Here is an 18314-nt window from a genome sequence, read left to right on the forward strand (position 1 = left end):
TGCCTGCTTTCCCCTGAATGAATCCCGGTCCTAGCGATTGCCAGGAACCCGGAAGTTGAAAACGCCGGTATCGAATTGGTTGTATGCCTCGTAGTCCACGAGTTCGTAGAGACGCGCACGCGTGAGCATGTTTTCCACGTGCGCTTCCTGGGTCCCCGCAGCCTTGATCGATTCCAGCGTACGCTCTGCAGCGCCCATGGCAATGCGGAGGAGTGTGACGGGGTAGATGACCATGTTCACGCCGACTCCTTGGAGTTGGTCCACGGTGAAGAGGTCGCTTTTGCCGAATTCGGTCATGTTGGCCAGGATGGGCACGTCCACGGCGTCGCGGATGGCTTGGAATTCGTCCAGGGTGGCCATGGCTTCGGGGAAGATCGCGTCGGCCCCGGCGTCCACGAGGGCTTTGGCGCGGTCTTGAGCGGCTTGGATTCCTTCGACGGCGCGGATGTCGGTTCGGGCCATGATGAGGAAGTTCGGGTCGCGGCGGGCATCTGCTGCGGCGCGGATGCGTTTGGTGGCGGTGTCGATGTCCACCACGTTTTTGCCGTCCAGGTGGCCGCAGCGTTTGGGGTTGAATTGGTCCTCGATGTGGCAGCCGGCCAGGCCTGCGTTTTCGAGTTCCTGGATGGTCCGGGCCACGTTCATGGGTTCGCCGAAGCCGGTGTCCGCGTCCACCAGTGAGGGCAGGTCCGTCATGCGGGCGATCTGTCCGGCGCGGGTGGCTACTTCGGTGAGGGTGGTGAGGCCGATATCGGGCAGGCCGAGGTCGTTGGCGAGGACGGCCCCGGAGATGTACACCCCGGCGAAGCCTTTTTCCTCGATCAGCCGTGCCGAGAGCGGGTTGAACGCTCCCGGGAACTGCTGCACGGCCCCGGAAGCCAGCAACTCCCGCAGCTTGACCCTCTTCTGTTCGGGGGTGGTTGTGGAGTACAGCATTTAGAACAGTCCCTTGGGTGCGTTGTTGAGGTCGATCACGCCGGGTGCTGCGGTGATGTTCAGTTGGTCCAGTTCGCCTTCGCCGAGTTCGGTGACGCGTTCGACGGCGGCGAGGAACCTTTCGATTTCGGCGTCCTCCACGAGCCCGGCAGCGAGGGTGCGGAACTTGTTGATGTATTGCTCGCGGGCGAACGGCCGGGCGCCGAGCGGGTGGGCGTCGGCCACGGCGATCTCGTCCGTGACAACAGACCCGTCCGTGAGTGTGATGACAACAGTGCCGCCGAAGGCCTTCTCCGCGATGTCCAGCGAGTGGTAGCGGCGGGTCCATTCCGGGTCTTCAACGGTGGTGACCTTGTGCCAGAGTTCCACGGTGTCCGGGCGGGCTGCGCGTTCGGGGGCGTAGGAGTCCACGTGGTGCCAGGCGCCGTCCTGCAGGGCGACGGTGAAGATGTATGGGATGGAGTGGTCCAGGGTTTCGCGGGACGCGGTGGGGGAGTACTTCTGGGGATCGTTCGCGCCGGACCCGATCACGTAGTGGGTGTGGTGGCTGGTCTTGATCAGCACGGATTCCACGTTGGCCGGGTCCGTGGTTTCGGGGTGCTCTTTGTGGAGTTTGCGGGCCAGGTCGATCCAGGCCTGGGCCTGGTATTCGGCGGAGTGTTCCTTGGTGTAGGTGTCCAGGATGGCGCGCTTGGCCTCCCCGGGCAGCGGCAACGGAACCTCGTAGGAGGCCTCCGGACCGTCGAGCATCCAGGCGATCACGCCGTCTTCGCCTTCGTAGATCGGCACGGGGGAGGTCTGGCCGCGCATGGAACGGTCCACGGCTTCAACGGCCATTTTGCCTGCGAACGCTGGTGCGTGGGCTTTCCAGGTGGAGATTTCGCCCTTGCGGGACTGCCGGGTGGCGGTGGTGGTGTGCAGGGCCTGGCCCACGGACTGGAAGATCGTCTCAACATCCAACCCCAACAACGTCCCGATGCCTGCGGCCGCGGACGGGCCGAGGTGGGCCACATGGTCGATCTTGTGCTGGTGCAGGCAGATGGCCTTGACCAGGTTCACCTGGATTTCGTAGCCGGTGGCGATGGCACGGACCAGGTCGGCGCCGTTGGAGCCCACATGCTGGGCAACGGCCAGGATCGGGGGAATGTTATCGCCCGGGTGGGAGTAGTCAGCGGCCAGGAACGTGTCGTGGTAGTCCAGTTCGCGCACGGCCACACCGTTGGCCCAGGCAGCCCACTCCGGGGAGACCTGCTCGCTGATGCCGAAAACGTGGGCGCCCTTGCCATTGGCGGACGGGGAATGGGTCAAGGCCTGCGCACGGGCCGCGACGATCGGTGCCCGGTTCAACGAAGCGATGGCAACCGAAGCGTTGTCGATCATCCGGTTAATCACCATGTCAGTGACCTCCGGTGTCACCTCCACGGCGTCCGCGGCAACCACGGCAATCTTGTGCGCCAACTGCTCCTCACGGGGCAGGTTCTCTTCGCTCTTATAGACGCGGACGTGGTTGTTCTTGACCATGATGCTCCTTCTGGTGGGACTTCTACCGTGCTGTGTGGGTGGCTTTGACGTGGGTGAGGCTGCGATGCAGGTGGACTGTGGTGGCCGCTTCTGCCAATCGGGGATTGCCGGCTGCGATGGCTTCGGCAATGGCCGCGTGCTCGGCCGCGGCTGCGTGGAGCCGGGTTGAGTCGTCGGCAGCGAGGCGGCGGACGCGGACCAAATGGACGCGCAGGCTCCGCATGGCATTGGCCAGATAGGAGTTGGCGATAGCGGAATCGATCGCGTCGTCCAGTCGGCTCACCAAGGCGTAGTACTCGTGCCGCGCTGGGTCGTTGCTGCTGAGCAGTTCAGGGGCCCGCAGCAGTTGCGCGTGCAGCTCGCCGAAGATGCCCGGTTCCCCTCGTTCGGCAGCCAACGCGGCCGCCCGGACTTCCAAGGTTTCGCGCAATTCGAACAGTTCGTCAATGCTGTCCAGCGAGATATCGGTGACGACGACGCCGCGGCCTCCCGCCGCCGTCGTCAATCCTTCCGCGGTCAGCCGGCTCAGCGCCTCCCGGACCGGGGTGCGGGATACTCCGAGGCGTTCGGATTGCTCAACTTCCGCCAAGACAGTGCCCGGACGGAGACGCCATTCAATGATGTCTTCACGGAGGGCGTTGTAAGCCCTATCACTGGCGCGCATACCCTCAGTGTATACATAAAGGCCGCCATCTGGCATCTAAAGTGATGTTAATTCATGTTTTGTATACATTAGGGCCGTGCAATGAAATACGCATTGAAGGGGTCTTCTTCCAGTTCCTTCACCTCCACTGTCCGGAAACCCGCATCCCGGAGCATGTCCGTTGCCCGCTGCTTGCCCCACACCGTACCCAAACCATCGCCGCCTTGCCCCAACGAAACGGCCATGCAATGGAAAGTCGAAATGGTGTACAGGAACGCTGCCCACGGGAGCTGTACGTTGTCCTCCAGCCGGCTTGAAGCATTGATGTCCACCATGAGGAAGGTTCCGTCCGGCTTGAGGGCAGTCCGAATGTTCTTCAGCACTTCAGCCGGGCGCGCTTGGTCGTGAATGGCGTCAAAGGCGGTCACCACATCGAACTGCTCCGCGGCCTCCAAGCGGCTTACATCCTGGAGTGCAAACCGGACGTTGGACAGTCCCGCTGCTGAGGCTTCGGCTCTGGCAGAAGCCAATGCCTCGGCTGAGAAGTCGTAACCGGTAAAAGTGCTGGCAGGGAAAGATGTTGCCAGCAGATTCATGGCATGCCCCTCGCCACAACCGATGTCGGCCACGGAAATTCCGCTGCGCAGTGCATCCACGCAGCCCGTCAGGGGAAGGATCGTCTCTACAAGTGATGAGTCGTTCACCGCGGCGCTTTCAGCAGCCATAATGTGATGAAACCGCGGGTAGTCCTCGTAGCTCGTGCCGCCACCCGCCCGGAACGCCTGAACCACCTTCGGGACCACCTCTCCCATCAAGGGGACGTACTGCAGCGATCGCGCCAGATTGTCGGTACCGGGCCCGGTAACAACATGAACGTATTCCGGGCGAAGGCTGTAGGTTCCACGGTCCGCTTGGTAGTGGATGATCCCAGCCGAAGTCATTCCACCCAACCACTCTCGGACATAGCGCTCGTTGAGGCCGGCTGCATCGGCGATCAGGCCGCTCCCGGCTGCCGGTAAGACGGCCAAGGTCTCGAACAAGCCCGTTTGATGTCCAACGACGATGAGTAGGGCGATGGAGGAGTCGTTGAGAATTCCGATCATCCGGCCCGCGGCCTGTTCCACGCTGTCCTGGGTGGGCGTGGGGCGTTCGTACTGTTCAGACTGAGTGCTGTTCATGGCCAGTCCTTGGTGTTCCGGTGGCCGGCTCGCCCGGCCAGTTGCCCGCAACCTCACCATATGTTCAGGACCGTGGTCACGGCTTCGGGAGATTTCTGCATTTTTTGCGCGGTCATGAGGCGAATGATGCAGGTACGCGGGATCAAGGCCCCGGACGCTCCGGAATGCCGTGCTGGCGAGCCCATGCGGCGGCAGCTGTTCTGGACGTGACGCCTATCTTGGTAAAAATGTTCGCCAAGTGCCGTCCCGCTGTCTTCTCGGAGATCGTCAACGTGTCCGCGATGTGGCGATTGCTGGAACCGGAGAGTACGCAACTGAGTACTTCCACCTCCCGGGAGGTCAATCCACCCGGTTCCGCTGAGGTTCTCAACCAAGGGATGTTAGCTGCGCCAAGCTGGGCGCGGATCGCAGTGGCAGTGGCCCGCTCCGCGTCCGCAGCACGGTGCTCGCCCACGGCTGCGTTGACTGAGGCAAGGCGATCGTGGATTTCTGCCAGCTCATACCTCAGACGTTGCGATCTGTACGCCTGTGCAGCGGCCTCCAGCGCCGACATTGCCTCAGGCCATCGACGCTCAGCCATCAGGACGGCTCCGCGGGCATGGTGTGCGCGGCCCAGGAAGCCTGGGCTGCCGTAGCGGGACGCTGTCTGCTCAAGCTCCCTGCAGTAGATCTCGGCCGCCGAGGGGTTTCCGGGCGCAAGCAGCTCCACCATCGGCAGCAGGAGCCATGCCCGTCCTAACGGTCCGCGTTCGGCCAAGGCTGCCCTGAGTGCGTCCGTGGCGGTGTCCGTCCGGCCTTCCTGTGCAAGGAGGAGTGCGGGGCCCGGCTGAGCGTCCACTCCCAGCTCGCGGGCCACTGCAAAAGCTGCGGCCGCACCCGCGGTATCGCCGCGACGTCGACGGATCTCGCCCAGTTCGCAGAAGCAGTCCGCAGCAATCCAGCCGTGAGCATGTCTCAGGCGCTGGCCGAGGTCAGCGATCTCCGATTCCACGTGGGACCAGTTGCCTTCGGCGCTCAGCAACTGGAGTTGATGAACGCGTACGATGCTCGCGTACATGAAAGATGTGGAGAGCCCTTCGCACCACGTCGCCAAGGCATCCGTCCAGGCTCTCATCCGCGAAAAATCTGCCATTTCGTAACACAGGTGGATGACGGAGCAATAGATGTCGCCACCCCATTCAGCCGGCACCTGCCCGGCCAGAACGGGGAGCATCGCTTCGTCAAGGTCCCGGAAGCCGTTGCTTGCGTCACCGCTGCGTACGGCAGCCAGACCGGACAACATCGAGGCGAAGCTCGCCAATTCCGGGGCCAACAGCCGGCGTGACAATTCTTTTAGCTGGACGGAGGCCGACAAAGCCGGCCCGGCGTCCCCTTCGAAGTAGATGGCGTCGTTGCCCTCGAGGTACAGGAGATATCCGTGCTCAACCGACTCCGGAAGACTTTCCAGCAGGAGTCGGGCACGGTTCAGCCAGGCAGAGGACACAACGATATTTCCGCGAAGTCCCCACTGCAGGGAAAGCATCAGAGCAGCTCTTGCGGCGGACTGGGGGAGCCCGTCTGTCACCTTGCGGCGAAAGATATCCTCGGACAGGGCCATTGAGCCCTGGACATCTCCGAGCCACCATTTCGAGCGTGCCAGGATTTCCTGGTCTTCCACCTCCAGAGCCGTTTCGCTCGCGGCACCTTCCATGGCCAGACGCGCAGCGTCCCAGTCACCGCGGGCAAACGCCTCGCGGGCTTCCATCAGCTGGTGATGCGCTGGAAACATTGACGTTGGGGACACGAGCTCTCCAGGGGTTGGCACCAGCTTACTGCGGGAGTCGCTGGGAGCGGGAGGAGCTAGCCGCGATTCCAGCCATACTCATTCTCCGGCCGGCCAGGAGTGCCATAACGCGGCGCCCGGGTGACCGTGCCGGCGTCGGCCAGGTACTCCAGGTAGCGGCGGGCTGTCACCCGGGACATCCCGAGTGCATCCATGACCTCACTTGCCGATACCGGCTGCTGCCCTGCCCGCACCAGATCCTTCACCGACTCCAACGTTGCACCGGAGAGCCCCTTGGGCAACGGCAGCTCCGTGGGAGCGCGAAGGCTTGCGAACGCCTGGTCCACGTCACTTTGCGAGGCCCCGGCTTTGGAGATCCCGGACATCGAGCCTGCCAGCTGTTCGCGGAACGTCCGGTAGCTGCTGAGCTTGTCAGCAAAGGTGGCGTAGGTGAAGGGCTTGATGAGGTACTGCACCACTCCGATGGATACAGCGCTGCGCACAATGTTCAGTTCCCGGACAGCAGTGATGGCGATGATGTCAGCAAAGACTCCAGCGGAACGCATGCGGCGGGCAACGTCAAGACCATGAAGGTCCGGCAGGTTCATGTCCAACAGGACCAGGTCCACCGGCGTTCCCGACGCCGCAAATTCGCCCAGAATCCGCAACGCCGACTGGCCATCCGGGGCCGTCCCCACCAGGGTGAAGCCCTCCAGGCGGCCAATGTAGACAGAATGGGCATCAGAGGCGATGGGCTCATCCTCCACCACCAGGACGCGGATGTGTGTCATGCCTTCTCTTCCTCGGGAACAGGCGCGGGGAGCAGGACATGGAACTGTGCTCCGCCGGGATTGCTGATGGTCATCGTACCGTTGAGCCGCTCCACAGCCTGACGCACCAAGGCCAGTCCGACACCCCGGCCATGGGCGCCGCGTGGGTTTTCTTCCGGGGACTTCGTGCTGAAACCATACTGCAGGACGTCATCGATGGAATCAGGATTGATGCCGCTTCCCGAGTCCCGCACCGTGAATTCGACGGCGGCAGGCCCGGCTTCGACGTCCAACTCCACCTTCCGTGGGAGTTCACCGGCAGCGGCAGCATCGATCGCGTTGTCCAGCAGATTTCCCAGGATGGTGACAAGATCCTGGATTTCCAGTCCGCGGACACCGGCGCTCCCTGACGTGCGGACCACCAGTTCCACGCCCCGCTCGTGGGCTTCCGCCGCCTTGCCCATCACCAGCGCACTCATCACGGGTTCGTCCACTGAAGCCACCATGTCATCGGTGAGCTGCTGACTCAGCTCGAGATCCTTGGTGGCAAACTCCAAGGCCTGCGGCGTCCGTCCCAATTCCAGCAAGGAGACAATCATGTGGAGACGGTTGGCATGCTCGTGCGTCTGGGCTCGCAGGGCGTCGGAGAGAGTCTTCATCGTCTGAAGCTCCGTGCCCAGGGACTCAATTTCTGTACGGTCCCTGATCGTGGCAACGGTGCCATAGATGGCGGGCTTCTGCCGGCTGCGCTCAGGCACTGGACCTACCGCCGGGGCCTGGTTGACCACCAAAATCCTGGAACCGGTCAGGTGGATTTCGTCGTGGGCGGGCCGGCCGGACTCGAACAGCGCTCGCAGGCTTCCGTCAAAGGGAAGGTCGGCCAGCTTCGGGGCTTCATCAGGGGACCGGTCGGCCTCGGAGGGGGTCAATCCCAGGAGCTCGGCCGCTTGGTCGTTGTACATCACAGCTTTGCCGTGCGTATCAATCAGGATCACCCCTTCGCGTACCGAGTGGAGAACTGACTCGTAGTAAGCGAACAGCTGTGCCAACTGTTCAGGTCCCCACCCGCGCGTGACGGAGCGCAGGTAGCGGCCCAACAGCCATGAGGCCACCGACCCGAAGAACAGCACCACCAGGGCGATGATGCCAATCACGCCCAATCTCTCAGCAACGTCGGTGTCCACGGTGCGGACCGTCACCCCGGCAGCCACCAGAGCCTTGATGTTGCCTTCGGGATCCACGACGGGAGCAATGGTGCGGACGGACGGCCCCAAGGTTCCGGCGGTCACTTCGGTGAAGGTTTCACCCCGCAAGGCAGGCTCAATGGTCCCAATGTAGGGTTTTCCAAGCTCCTCCGCGCGGGGGTGCGTCCAGCGCGTCCGGTTGGGAGCCATGATGGTGATGAAGTCGGCGTCGGCATGGTCCATGACCTCCAGCGCGTAGGGCTGCAGGACCGCTGAGGGATCTGCTGTTGAAGCCGCCTCCACCACCAGGGGATTGTCGGCAAGGGAAGCGGCGATGGCGAGCATCCGGCCACCGGCTTCGTCGTAGCCCCTGTCCCTGGCCTCCACTACGGAGAAAGCGCCGAAGACCGCAGTCAGGACAAGGACGAAGAACAGGTTCGCCACAAACAAGCGGCGGGCGATGCTCCAGCTGTGAAACACGTGGGCCTCCATGACCAATATGACCGCAACGGTGATGTGTGTCACCAGCGGCTCAATGATGGATATCACACAAGGGCAGCGGAGTGGACATCAGTGCAGGACCGCAGCGCCTTACACAGTATCCAAAGGAGAATCCCATGACCTCTCAACGTGGAGAGTCGGCAGTTGTTGCCAAAGCTGGACGCAAGGGGCTCGACAAGTCGCACTACCTGTACATCGCGGTCATTCTGGCCGTAGTGCTCGGCGCCGTCGTTGGCCTGGTGTTCCCTGAAGTTGGAAAGTCCCTCAAGCCGCTCGGCGATGGCTTTATCAAACTCATCAAAATGATGATCGCTCCGGTCATCTTCTGCACCATCGTCCTGGGCATCGGTTCCATCGCCAAGGCGGCCACCGTCGGCAAGGTGGGCGGTCTGGCATTGGGCTACTTCGTCGCGATGTCAACGTTCGCCCTCGCCATCGGCCTGGTGGTCGGCAACCTCATCCACCCGGGTGAAGGGCTCAAGCTGACTCCGTATGACCCCACCAAGAAGGCTGACACCAACAGCACCGTGGACTTCCTCCTGGGCATCATCCCCGGTGACATTCCCGTCCTGCCCACTCTTCTTGCCGCAATCCTGGTCGGTTTCGCCCTGCAGAAGATGGGCAAGCAGGGAGCTCCGATCCTCGGAGCCATCGGACACGGGCAGCGACTCGTGTTCCGCATCCTCATCATGATCATGTGGCTGGCTCCGGTGGGCGCGTTCGGCGCCATCGCCGCCGTGGTCGGTGCAACCGGCGCCCAGGCGATTCTCAGCATGTTCACCCTCATGGTGGCCTTCTACATCACCTGCGCACTGTTCATTGTGGTCATCCTCGGAACGCTCCTCCGCGCAGTGGCCGGCGTCAACATCTTCAAGCTCATGAAGTACCTGGCCCGCGAGTACCTCCTGATCTTCTCCACCTCGTCCTCCGAGGCCGCATTGCCCCGCCTGATCGCCAAGATGGAGCACCTGGGTGTCTCCAAGCCGGTGGTCGGTGTCACGGTCCCCACGGGTTACTCCTTCAACCTTGATGGCACGGCAATCTACCTGACCATGGCCTCCTTGTTCGTTGCCAACGCCATGGGCACCCCGCTGGACCTCGGCGCCCAGATCTCCCTCCTGGTCTTCATGATCATCGCTTCCAAGGGCGCTGCAGGCGTCACCGGCGCCGGGCTCGCAACCCTGGCCGCCGGTCTCCAGGCACACAAGCCGGAGCTCCTGGGCGGCGTGGGCATGATCGTCGGAATCGACCGCTTCATGTCCGAGGCCCGGGCGCTGACCAACTTCACCGGCAACGCCGTGGCAACAGTGCTGATCGGCACCTGGGTCAAGGAAATCGACAACGGGCAGGTGGAGCGCGTCCTCTCCGGCAGCGAGCCCTTCGACGAGCAGACCATGATTGCCCACGGTGGCGAAGAAGAGGCTTCCCCCGAGGCCGAAAACCGCGAAAAGGCTGCGGTCTAGCAGGATCAGCATCACCACAAGTGAGCTTGGCGAAGGCCGGCACCCCCACCGGGTGCCGGCCTTCGCTGTTCCCGTGGCAGCTCGGGGATGCGCCTCAACCTTCGACCTCAACCAGAGGGTCAAGGCTCAAGAATCGGCCAAAGTCAAGTTCCCCAAATAACCGTGTCGGGCGCTGTAGCCTAAAGGGGTAGCAGCGCTGTCGTCCAGGGGCGCAGCGGCAGGGAAGATCGTCGTCGAAAGAGTGGTTAGATACGTGAGCATCGAACGGGGAACAGCTACGCTGGAAGGCACCGAGCTCGATCTGGAAGACGCCATCATGGGGCCCACGGGCCGTCCTTACCGCGAATTCCCGGAACCTGCTCCACTGGCCTCCCACGGCCCGGCGAGAGTCATCGCCATGGTCAATCAAAAGGGCGGAGTGGGTAAAACCACCTCCACCATCAACTTGGCGGCCGCGCTCGCCGAGTACGGCCGGCGTGTCCTGTTGGTGGATTTCGATCCCCAGGGTGCCCTGTCCGCCGGTCTCGGAGCCAATCCGCACGAACTCGACCTCACCGTTTACAACGTGCTGATGGACCGCAAGGTGAAAATCCGTGACGCCATCCAGCAGACCGGCGTTGAAGGAGTTGACCTTCTACCTGCCAACATTGATCTTTCGGCCGCCGAGGTCCAGCTGGTCAACGAGGTTGCCCGTGAGCAAGTCCTGGACCGCGCACTCAAAAGCGTTGAGGATGACTACGACGTCGTATTGATCGACTGCCAGCCCTCGTTGGGCTTGCTGACAGTGAATGCGCTGACTGCGGCCCACGGCGTCATCATCCCGTTGATCTGCGAGTTCTTCGCTTTGCGCGCCGTTGCACTCCTGGTGGAGACCATTGAGAAGGTGCAGGACCGCCTGAACCCGCGCCTGCAGGTGGACGGCGTTCTGGCCACCATGTACGACGCCCGCACCCTGCACAGCCGTGAAGTCATTTCCCGCTTGGTTGAGGCGTTCGGAGACAAAGTCTTTGAAACTGTCATCAAGCGTTCGATTAAGTTCGCAGATGCCACCGTGGCCGCCGAGCCCATCACCAGCTATGCCGGCAACCACATCGGAGCTGACGCTTATCGCCGCCTTGCCAAGGAACTGATCTCACGCGGCGGCGCGCCGTAGCGGACGGTGGGACCGTCAATCGCCCCTGCCGCGGAAGCGGACCAGGCCCCGCCTCCTCCGACGGAAACGCCGGTACACGCCGAAGCGCCCGTACCACCCGAAACGCCCGACGCCGGTACCTCCGAAGCCCGCAAAGCCGGCTTCGAGGTACGGCTCTCTAACTTCACTGGACCCTTTGACCTTCTGCTCGGCCTTATTTCCAAGCACAAGCTGGACATCACCGAGGTGGCCTTGGCCACGGTCACTGATGAGTTCATCAAGTACATCAGGCGTCTCCAGGAGCTGGGGGAGGACTGGGCGCTGGATGAAGCCAGCGAGTTTTTGGTGATTGCCGCAACGCTGCTGGACTTGAAGGCGGCGCGCCTCCTGCCGGCCGGTGAGGTGGAGGACGCGGAGGACATAGCCCTCCTGGAAGCAAGGGACCTGCTGTTCGCCCGTCTCCTCCAATACAAGGCATTCAAGCAGATCGCCGGGATTCTGGGAGAGACTCTGGAGCAGGAAGCCTTGAGGTATCCGCGCCAGGTCGCCCTCGAAAGCCACTTCGCCGCAATGCTTCCGGAACTGGTGTGGCGGCACACCCCGGAGCAGTTCGCGGAACTTGCCGCGAAAGCACTCAAACCCAAGGACTCCGCTCCGGCCGAAGTTGGCCTGGACCATCTTCACGCTCCGCCGGTGAGTGTCAAGGAACAGGCCGAGATCATGGGGTACCGCTTGAAGCTGGGAGCACCACTGTCCTTCCAGGCATTGATTGCCGATGCCGAGACGTCGATGGTGGTGGTGGCCCGATTCCTGGCGTTGCTGGAAATGTTCCGCGATCGCGTGGTTGCCTTTGAACAGCCCGAGCCGTTGGCTGAGCTGACGGTTCGATGGACAGGCGATGACGCCGGCTGGGACAGTTCCAGCTTGAGCGAGGAATACGGGCCTGGATCAGGAACAGGAAGCGGGGATGGCCACAGTGAGTGAGCAGGAAAAGGTGCAGGACGGGCTGGCCGAGCTGGAAGCCTTGCCCGGCGGTGCGCGTGCAGCGTTGGAAGCGGTCCTCATGGTGATCGATGAGCCGGCCACTGCGGAGGAGCTGGCCGCCGGGCTCAACGTGACGGTCGCCGTCGTCGAGGATTTGCTGCAGGACCTGCAGCGGGAGTATAGCGGCTATACTGTTAAAGCCCCGGACGTGGATGCTGTCGGCTTTGCCGATGCCAGCACTGCACCCCGGGGTTTTGAATTGCGGAACGTCGCCGGTGGGTGGCGGATTTATTCACGGGCGGAATTTGCCGACGTCGTGGGGAGATTCGTCCTCGAAGGGCAGACCACCAGGCTCACTCAGGCAGCGCTTGAGACACTGGCGGTCATTGCTTACCGGCAACCGGTCTCACGGGCCCGGGTGTCCGCCATTCGCGGCGTCAACGTAGATTCGGTGGTCCGGACTCTTACCCAGCGGGGTTTGATCGAGGACTCCGGAAACGATCCCGAATCCGGGGCTGTCCTCTACAGGACAACCTCGTACTTCCTGGAACGGATGGGCATCGGCTCGGTGGCTGAACTGCCACAGCTCTCGCCGCACCTTCCTGGTTTGGAAGGCATCGACGAGTACTACGACGCCAGCCGGATGTAGCCACGGCCAACACCGGTACTGCAAGAGAACTTCATACTGATTCACGGCGCCATATCAAGGTGCACAGCGACAAGGGGCAGACGATGTCTGCCCGGCTGGCTAGTGTTGATTTCAACACCTATTGCCGGCCATTACTACACAAGGACGGGTCATGACACAGGCGGGACGCCAGAGTTCACCACGTAACGGTTCGGGACGAAACAGTTCCGGACGCAATGAGGCCAAGGGAGGCGGCACAGGCCGCTCCAACGCCGGCGGCTTCTCAGGCCGCGGCGGCAGTGCCGGCGCTGGAAAGCGTAACTTCTCACAGGGCGAGGGCCGCCCCTTTAAGGCTCCGAAGCCGCGTGAAGCGGCACCTTTCGATCCTGACAACCCCACATCAGCGGGCGATTACGACCGCGGCCAAGCAGCAAGGCCCGCAAAGCCCTTCCGCAAGCCAGGCTCCAACAAGCCCGGCTTTGGCAAGGCACCCGGCACTCCCGGTGCCATCAAGCCCAAGGCGAAGCCGGCACGGCAGTATGGCTCCAAGGCCTTCGGCAGCGAACGCTTCGGCCAGAACCTGGGCCCCATCCGCAAGCCGGCCCGCAACCGCGGTCCGCGCCAGGAAGTGCCCCAGTCCGATCTCCACGATGCTGACGGCGTACGGCTGCAGAAGGTCATGGCGCAGGCAGGCGTGGCCTCACGCCGCGTGTGTGAGGAAATGATCCTCGAAGGCCGCGTTGAGGTTGACGGTGTGGTGACCACCGAACTTGGTATGCGCGTGGATCCCACGGCAGCCGTGATCCACGTTGATGGCATCCGGATCCAGCTCGACGACACCCTGGTCTACATGGTCTTCAACAAGCCCAAAGGCGTTGTTTCCACCATGGAAGACCCTGAAGGCCGTCCCTGCATCAGCGACTTCCTCAAGAACAACAAGAACAAGGGCGAACGCCTGTTCCACGTCGGCCGCCTCGACGTCGCCACTGAGGGCCTGCTGCTGCTGACGAACGACGGCGAACTGGCCAACCGCTTGACGCACCCTTCGTACGAGGTGCCTAAGACGTACCTGGTCCAGGTGCGTGGTCCGTTCCCGCAAGGCGTGGGCGCAAAGCTGAAGAACGGCGTGGAGCTCGAAGACGGCGTAGCTGCAGTGGACTCCTTCCGTCTGGTTGACTCGACGCCCGGTCACGTCCTGATTGAGGTTGTCCTGCATTCGGGCAAGAACCGCATTGTGCGCCGCATGTTCGACGCCGTCGGATTCCCCGTGGAGCGTCTTGTCCGCGTCAAGGTCGGCCCTATCGGCCTGGGCGACCAGCGCCAGGGCAGCATCCGCAACCTCGGCAGGCAGGAAGTCGGACACCTCCTGGCATCGGTGGGACTCTAAGGCATGTCGGCATTCGGTACGCACGGCCGGGGCCATCTTGATGGCCCGGTCGTCGTTCTCGGTACAGGCTTGCTTGGGACCAGCATTGGCCTCGGCCTGCGCGGACGCGGAGTCCCCGTGTTCCTTTTTGATCCCTCGCCCACCAACCAGGCGGTGGCGGTGGACATCGGTGCGGGACGGCCACTGGGGGAGTTGGATGAACAACCCCAACTGGTAGTTGTCGCGGCCCCGCCGGACGTCACGGCCGACGTCGTGCAGAAGGCACTGGCGGATTACCCGTCAGCGGTGGTTGTGGATATTGCCAGCGTCAAAGCCACCATCCAGGCACAGTTGCGCGAACGCGGCGTTGACCTCGCCCGCTATGTGGGTACCCACCCCATGGCAGGCAGGGAGAAGTCCGGCCCGGTTGCGGCCAGGGGCGAGCTTTTCACATCCATGCCATGGGTGCTGTGCCCCTCCGAAGAAACCTCGGATGCTGCACTCCAGGCTGCACGTTCGCTCGCAGGGGATCTGGGAGCAATAGTTTCCCAATTCACGGCGGACGAGCACGATGAAGCCGTGGCGTTGGTGTCCCACTTGCCGCAGATCATGTCCTCGCTTCTGGCGAGCCGTCTGCAAGGTACGCCGCTGCATGCCCTGTCCTTGGCTGGCAACGGTCTCAGGGACACCACCCGCATCGCTGCCAGCGATCCCACTCTCTGGGTGCAGATCCTGGGCGGCAACGCGGAAAAAGTGGTGTCCATCCTTCACGGTGTCCGCGAGGACCTGAACCGTCTGATCGGCACCTTGGAAGACCCCCTCGCCCCCGGCGCGCGGCTCGACCTCGCCCAGCTGATCAGTGAGGGCAACGCAGGCCAGGCCCGGATCCCCGGAAAGCACGGCGGACCTCCTCAGGCGTACTCGTGGCTCACCATCCTGGTGGATGATAAACCTGGCCAGATCGCCCACCTCCTCACGGAGATCGGCGAGATCGGTGTGAACCTCGAAGACCTTCGGCTCGACCATTCGTCGGGACAGAACGTGGGCATGGTGGAACTTTCCGTGCTTCCGAGCAAGCATGACCTCCTTGTTGAAGCTTTGACTGACCGTGGATGGCGGGTACTCCAGTAATGACGCGTGAATTCTTTGGCCCGGAGACAGTTGCCCGTCCCGGAAAGCCGCTCGTGATCGCGATCGACGGCCCGTCGGGGTCCGGCAAGTCCAGCGTCAGCAAAGAAGTCGCCCGGCGCTTGAAGCTGGCGTACCTCGATACCGGTGCGATGTACCGTGCCCTGACCTGGTTCTGCCTTAAGACCGGCGTTGACCTGCAGGACGGCGCCGCGGTGGAACAGGCTTCCAAGATCATGCCGTTGGAGATCAGTACCACTACCGCAACGGAATATGTGGCGGTTGATGGCACGGACATCACGGACGAGATCCGTGATCCTTTGATCTCATCGTCGGTCAGTGCTGTGGCCACGACGCTCGGTGCCCGTACCGAGCTCATCCGTCGCCAGCGTGAGCTGATCGACCAGCACCACCGCCGCATGGTGGTGGAAGGGCGCGACATCACCACCGTCGTCGTCCCCAATGCCGAGGTCCGCATGCTCTTGACCGCCAGTGAGGAAGCCAGGCTGCGGCGTCGCGGGATCCAGTTGGGCGGCACGCAGACCAAGGAGCAGCTCAAAGCCCAGGTCATCCAGCGTGACGCCAAGGACTCAACGGTAGTGAACTTCACCCAAGCGGCCGACGGCGTGGTGACGCTGGATTCTTCGGATCTGAATTTTGAGGAAACAGTGGACACTGCCTTGGCGATCGTGAGCAAGGTTATCTATGGTGACTGAGACTCGGCTCCCGTCCGCAGCGAGCAGGCTGTGGAGCAGGCCGGTGGGCTGGTTCCTTGATCACGTCATCTACCGGACCATCGTGGCGGGCAAAAGCAACGTTCCTGCGGCCGGGCCGGTAGTTTTCGCCGCGAACCACATCAGCTTCCTGGACGGGCCGGTGATGTTCGGCGCGTCCCCGCGTCCCATGCACATCCTGGTGAAGAAAGAGATGTTCAGAGGCTTCCTTGGCTCTGTTCTGAGGGGATCCGGACAGATTCCCGTGGACCGCGCCGGTGACCGCACCGCCCTGCATGTGGGCAAGAAACTGCTCGACGCCGGCCGGTGCGTTGGGATTCTTCCCGAAGGTACCCGGGGGAGCGGTTCGGCCGAGAACATCAGCAATGGAGTTGCTTGGCTCGCCCTCAACTCGGGAGCCACTGTTATACCGGTCGCCATCCTTGGAACCCGTCAGGGTGACGAGCATCGCGACCATATCCCCAAACCGCGCCGCAAGCTCCATGTGAGCTTCGGCGAACCCATTACGGTGAAGCGCCGGAAGGGCGAACCGGGGCGTGTTTCAATGGACAGGGCGGCTGCGGAGATCCGTGAAGCCCTGGCCGGTCACGTCCAGGACGCCATCCGGGCCACAGGCCAGGGTCTTCCCCTGGAATCTGCGCCCGGAGAACCCACTTCGCAGCACCGCCACACAGCAGTAGCCGGGACGCCGGCAGACCACCCCTAAGGAAAGTGCAATGAGCGATACGACTCAAAAATCCGGCCTCCACGGAGCCGGCGACGACGAATACACGCCCACCGGCACCGACCAGGTGGCGGAGAACCTGGCGGCCCTGGACGACGACGAGGCCGAGCTCCGCGCGGCCACCCTCCGGGCCGGCCTGGACGACTACGATCTCGACGAAGAAGATGCTGCGCTGCTGAGCGGCGAGTACGGGGATGAAGGCGATGAGGGTCCCCTCAAGCTGGACCCGGTGTTGGCCATCATCGGACGCCCGAACGTGGGCAAGTCCACGTTGGTCAACCGTATCCTTGGCCGCCGCGAAGCCGTTGTTGAGGACACCCCGGGTGTTACCCGCGACCGCGTCATGTACTCAGCCCGCTGGAACGGCCGCAACTTCACCCTGGTGGACACCGGCGGTTGGGAGCACGACGCCAAGGGCATCCACGCCCGGGTGGCAGAGCAGGCCGAGATGGCTGTTGAGCTTGCCGACGCCGTGCTCTTCGTGGTGGACTCCGCCGTTGGCGCAACAGCCACGGACGAGGGCGTCATGAAGATGCTCCGCAAGAGCAAGAAGCCGGTCATCATGGTGGCCAACAAGGTGGACGATTTCGCCCAGGAAGCGGATTCCGCTGCATTGTGGGGCTTGGGCTTTGGCCAGCCGTACCCGGTTTCGGCCCTGCACGGCCGCGGCGTTGCAGACCTCCTGGACCACGTCATGGACACCCTGCCCGAGTTCTCCTTGGTGGATGGGGTGGAGCGTTCAGGCGGTCCCCGCCGTATCGCCCTGATTGGCCGCCCGAACGTGGGCAAGTCCTCGCTGCTCAATAAGCTTGCGGGTTCCGAGCGCGTTGTGGTGGATCCGTTGGCCGGCACCACGCGTGACCCGGTTGACGAGTTCATCGAACTTGGCGATCGCACGTGGCGCTTTGTGGACACCGCAGGTATCCGCCGCCGTCAACACATGGCACAGGGCGCCGACTTCTACGCTTCGCTGCGCACGCAGGCCGCGCTCGAAAAGGCGGAGGTCGCCGTCGTGCTTCTTGCCGTTGACGAGGTCCTCAGCGAGCAGGATGTCCGCATCCTGCAGTTGGCCATCGAATCCGGCCGTGCGCTGGTGCTCGCGTTCAACAAGTGGGATCTGCTCGATGACGAACGCCGCCGTTACCTGGAGCGCGAAATCGAGCAGGACCTTGCCCACGTTGAATGGGCTCCCCGCGTGAACATCTCGGCCAAGACCGGCTGGCACAAGGACCGCCTGGTCCCTGCGCTGGACATCGCTCTGGAGAGCTGGGACCGCCGCATCCCCACAGGACGCCTGAACGCGTTCCTGGGCGAGCTCGTGGCAGCCCACCCGCACCCGGTCCGTGGCGGAAAGCAGCCGCGCATCCTCTTCGGCACCCAGGCATCCAGCCGCCCGCCGAAGTTCGTGTTGTTCACCACCGGCTTCCTGGATCCTGGATACCGTCGCTTCATCACGCGTCGCCTCCGCGAAACGTTCGGCTTCGAGGGCACGCCCATCGAGGTCAACATGCGCGTACGCGAGAAGCGTGGCAAGAAGCGCTAAATGAGACGGGCATCACAGCCCAGTTTGGCTGTGATGGCGTCTCCGACCTCCAACTTCGTGTAAGCTTTTGGAGGTGGTTCGGCCGGACTGCTTAGGTGGGACTCTTCGGAGGAAAAC

16 protein-coding genes are annotated in these 18314 nt (G+C 63.0%); 9 read left to right on the plus strand and 7 right to left on the minus strand.

Going from position 1 to position 18314, the window contains the following annotated elements; translation table 11 throughout:
* Positions 1-30: 30 nt before the first annotated feature.
* The 7 genes from prpB to AR689_RS05365 form a co-directional block, all read right to left on the minus strand.
* Complete coding sequence (gene prpB, locus AR689_RS05335; RefSeq protein ID WP_062067789.1) at positions 31-936, minus strand: methylisocitrate lyase; 906 nt, start codon at positions 934-936, stop codon at positions 31-33.
* Positions 937-2457: an MmgE/PrpD family protein gene (locus tag AR689_RS05340; protein WP_062067792.1), complete on the minus strand. Its 1521-nt coding sequence runs from the start codon at positions 2455-2457 to the stop codon at positions 937-939.
* 22 nt (positions 2458-2479) lie between these two features.
* A complete protein-coding gene (locus AR689_RS05345) occupies positions 2480-3121 on the minus strand; it encodes a GntR family transcriptional regulator (RefSeq protein ID WP_062067794.1) in 642 nt (213 codons plus the stop codon).
* Between the two features lie 68 nt (positions 3122-3189).
* Complete coding sequence (locus AR689_RS05350) at positions 3190-4278, minus strand: class I SAM-dependent methyltransferase (RefSeq protein WP_062067797.1); 1089 nt, start codon at positions 4276-4278, stop codon at positions 3190-3192.
* 142 nt (positions 4279-4420) lie between these two features.
* Positions 4421-6061, minus strand: a complete 1641-nt coding sequence (locus AR689_RS05355; RefSeq protein WP_231745444.1) for a LuxR C-terminal-related transcriptional regulator — start codon at positions 6059-6061, stop codon at positions 4421-4423.
* 56 nt (positions 6062-6117) lie between these two features.
* Positions 6118-6831 (minus strand): response regulator, encoded by a 714-nt coding sequence (locus AR689_RS05360; protein ID WP_062067803.1) that lies wholly within the window; start codon positions 6829-6831, stop codon positions 6118-6120.
* On the minus strand, positions 6828-8474 hold the full coding sequence (locus tag AR689_RS05365; protein ID WP_062068631.1) for a sensor histidine kinase: 1647 nt from the start codon (positions 8472-8474) through the stop codon (positions 6828-6830). The genes AR689_RS05360 and AR689_RS05365 overlap by 4 nt, the downstream gene beginning before the upstream one ends.
* Before the next feature lie 137 nt (positions 8475-8611).
* On the opposite strand from AR689_RS05365, the gene AR689_RS05370 reads away from it, so the two are divergent.
* The 9 genes from AR689_RS05370 to der all read left to right on the plus strand — a co-directional run bounded on the left by AR689_RS05370 (position 8612) and on the right by der (position 18197).
* The gene (locus AR689_RS05370) at positions 8612-9958 is read left to right on the plus strand and encodes a cation:dicarboxylate symporter family transporter (RefSeq protein WP_062067806.1); all 1347 of its coding nucleotides are present in this window, start codon (positions 8612-8614) and stop codon (positions 9956-9958) included.
* 253 nt (positions 9959-10211) lie between these two features.
* Positions 10212-11111, plus strand: a complete 900-nt coding sequence (locus AR689_RS05375) for a ParA family protein (RefSeq protein WP_062067809.1) — start codon at positions 10212-10214, stop codon at positions 11109-11111.
* Positions 11112-11117: 6 nt separating this feature from the next.
* Positions 11118-12074: a segregation and condensation protein A gene (locus AR689_RS05380; RefSeq protein ID WP_082697813.1), complete on the plus strand. Its 957-nt coding sequence runs from the start codon at positions 11118-11120 to the stop codon at positions 12072-12074.
* Positions 12058-12723 carry an SMC-Scp complex subunit ScpB gene (gene scpB / locus AR689_RS05385; RefSeq protein WP_197412810.1) on the plus strand — a complete coding sequence of 222 codons (666 nt, stop codon included), beginning with the start codon at positions 12058-12060 and terminating at the stop codon, positions 12721-12723. Before AR689_RS05380 ends, scpB begins: the two co-directional genes overlap by 17 nt.
* 151 nt (positions 12724-12874) lie before the next feature.
* Complete coding sequence (locus AR689_RS05390) at positions 12875-14089, plus strand: pseudouridine synthase (RefSeq protein ID WP_062067812.1); 1215 nt, start codon at positions 12875-12877, stop codon at positions 14087-14089.
* Positions 14090-14092: 3 nt separating this feature from the next.
* The gene (locus AR689_RS05395) at positions 14093-15199 is read left to right on the plus strand and encodes a prephenate dehydrogenase (protein WP_062067815.1); all 1107 of its coding nucleotides are present in this window, start codon (positions 14093-14095) and stop codon (positions 15197-15199) included.
* Positions 15199-15912 carry a (d)CMP kinase gene (cmk, locus tag AR689_RS05400; protein ID WP_062067818.1) on the plus strand — a complete coding sequence of 238 codons (714 nt, stop codon included), beginning with the start codon at positions 15199-15201 and terminating at the stop codon, positions 15910-15912. The genes AR689_RS05395 and cmk overlap by 1 nt, the downstream gene beginning before the upstream one ends.
* Positions 15902-16636, plus strand: a complete 735-nt coding sequence (locus AR689_RS05405; protein WP_062067821.1) for a lysophospholipid acyltransferase family protein — start codon at positions 15902-15904, stop codon at positions 16634-16636. The genes cmk and AR689_RS05405 overlap by 11 nt, the downstream gene beginning before the upstream one ends.
* 10 nt (positions 16637-16646) lie before the next feature.
* Positions 16647-18197 carry a ribosome biogenesis GTPase Der gene (gene der, locus AR689_RS05410; protein ID WP_062067824.1) on the plus strand — a complete coding sequence of 517 codons (1551 nt, stop codon included), beginning with the start codon at positions 16647-16649 and terminating at the stop codon, positions 18195-18197.
* The last annotated feature ends 117 nt before the right edge of the window (positions 18198-18314 follow it).

Origin of the sequence: Arthrobacter sp. EpRS71 (assembly GCF_001512285.1) — a bacterium.
Classification (GTDB): domain Bacteria; phylum Actinomycetota; class Actinomycetes; order Actinomycetales; family Micrococcaceae; genus Arthrobacter.

Bases quoted from the DNA above. Each gene is read 5' to 3' on its own strand.
- prpB (WP_062067789.1), bottom strand. From the start codon at position 936: ATGCTGTACTCCACAACCACCCCCGAACAGAAGAGGGTCAAGCTGCGG.
- AR689_RS05340 (WP_062067792.1), bottom strand. From the start codon at position 2,457: ATGGTCAAGAACAACCACGTCCGCGTCTATAAGAGCGAAGAGAACCTG.
- AR689_RS05345 (WP_062067794.1), bottom strand. From the start codon at position 3,121: ATGCGCGCCAGTGATAGGGCTTACAACGCCCTCCGTGAAGACATCATT.
- AR689_RS05350 (WP_062067797.1), bottom strand. From the start codon at position 4,278: ATGAACAGCACTCAGTCTGAACAGTACGAACGCCCCACGCCCACCCAG.
- AR689_RS05360 (WP_062067803.1), bottom strand. From the start codon at position 6,831: ATGACACACATCCGCGTCCTGGTGGTGGAGGATGAGCCCATCGCCTCT.
- AR689_RS05370 (WP_062067806.1), top strand. From the start codon at position 8,612: ATGACCTCTCAACGTGGAGAGTCGGCAGTTGTTGCCAAAGCTGGACGC.
- scpB (WP_197412810.1), top strand. From the start codon at position 12,058: ATGGCCACAGTGAGTGAGCAGGAAAAGGTGCAGGACGGGCTGGCCGAG.
- AR689_RS05390 (WP_062067812.1), top strand. From the start codon at position 12,875: ATGACACAGGCGGGACGCCAGAGTTCACCACGTAACGGTTCGGGACGA.
- AR689_RS05395 (WP_062067815.1), top strand. From the start codon at position 14,093: ATGTCGGCATTCGGTACGCACGGCCGGGGCCATCTTGATGGCCCGGTC.
- cmk (WP_062067818.1), top strand. From the start codon at position 15,199: ATGACGCGTGAATTCTTTGGCCCGGAGACAGTTGCCCGTCCCGGAAAG.
- AR689_RS05405 (WP_062067821.1), top strand. From the start codon at position 15,902: ATGGTGACTGAGACTCGGCTCCCGTCCGCAGCGAGCAGGCTGTGGAGC.
- der (WP_062067824.1), top strand. From the start codon at position 16,647: ATGAGCGATACGACTCAAAAATCCGGCCTCCACGGAGCCGGCGACGAC.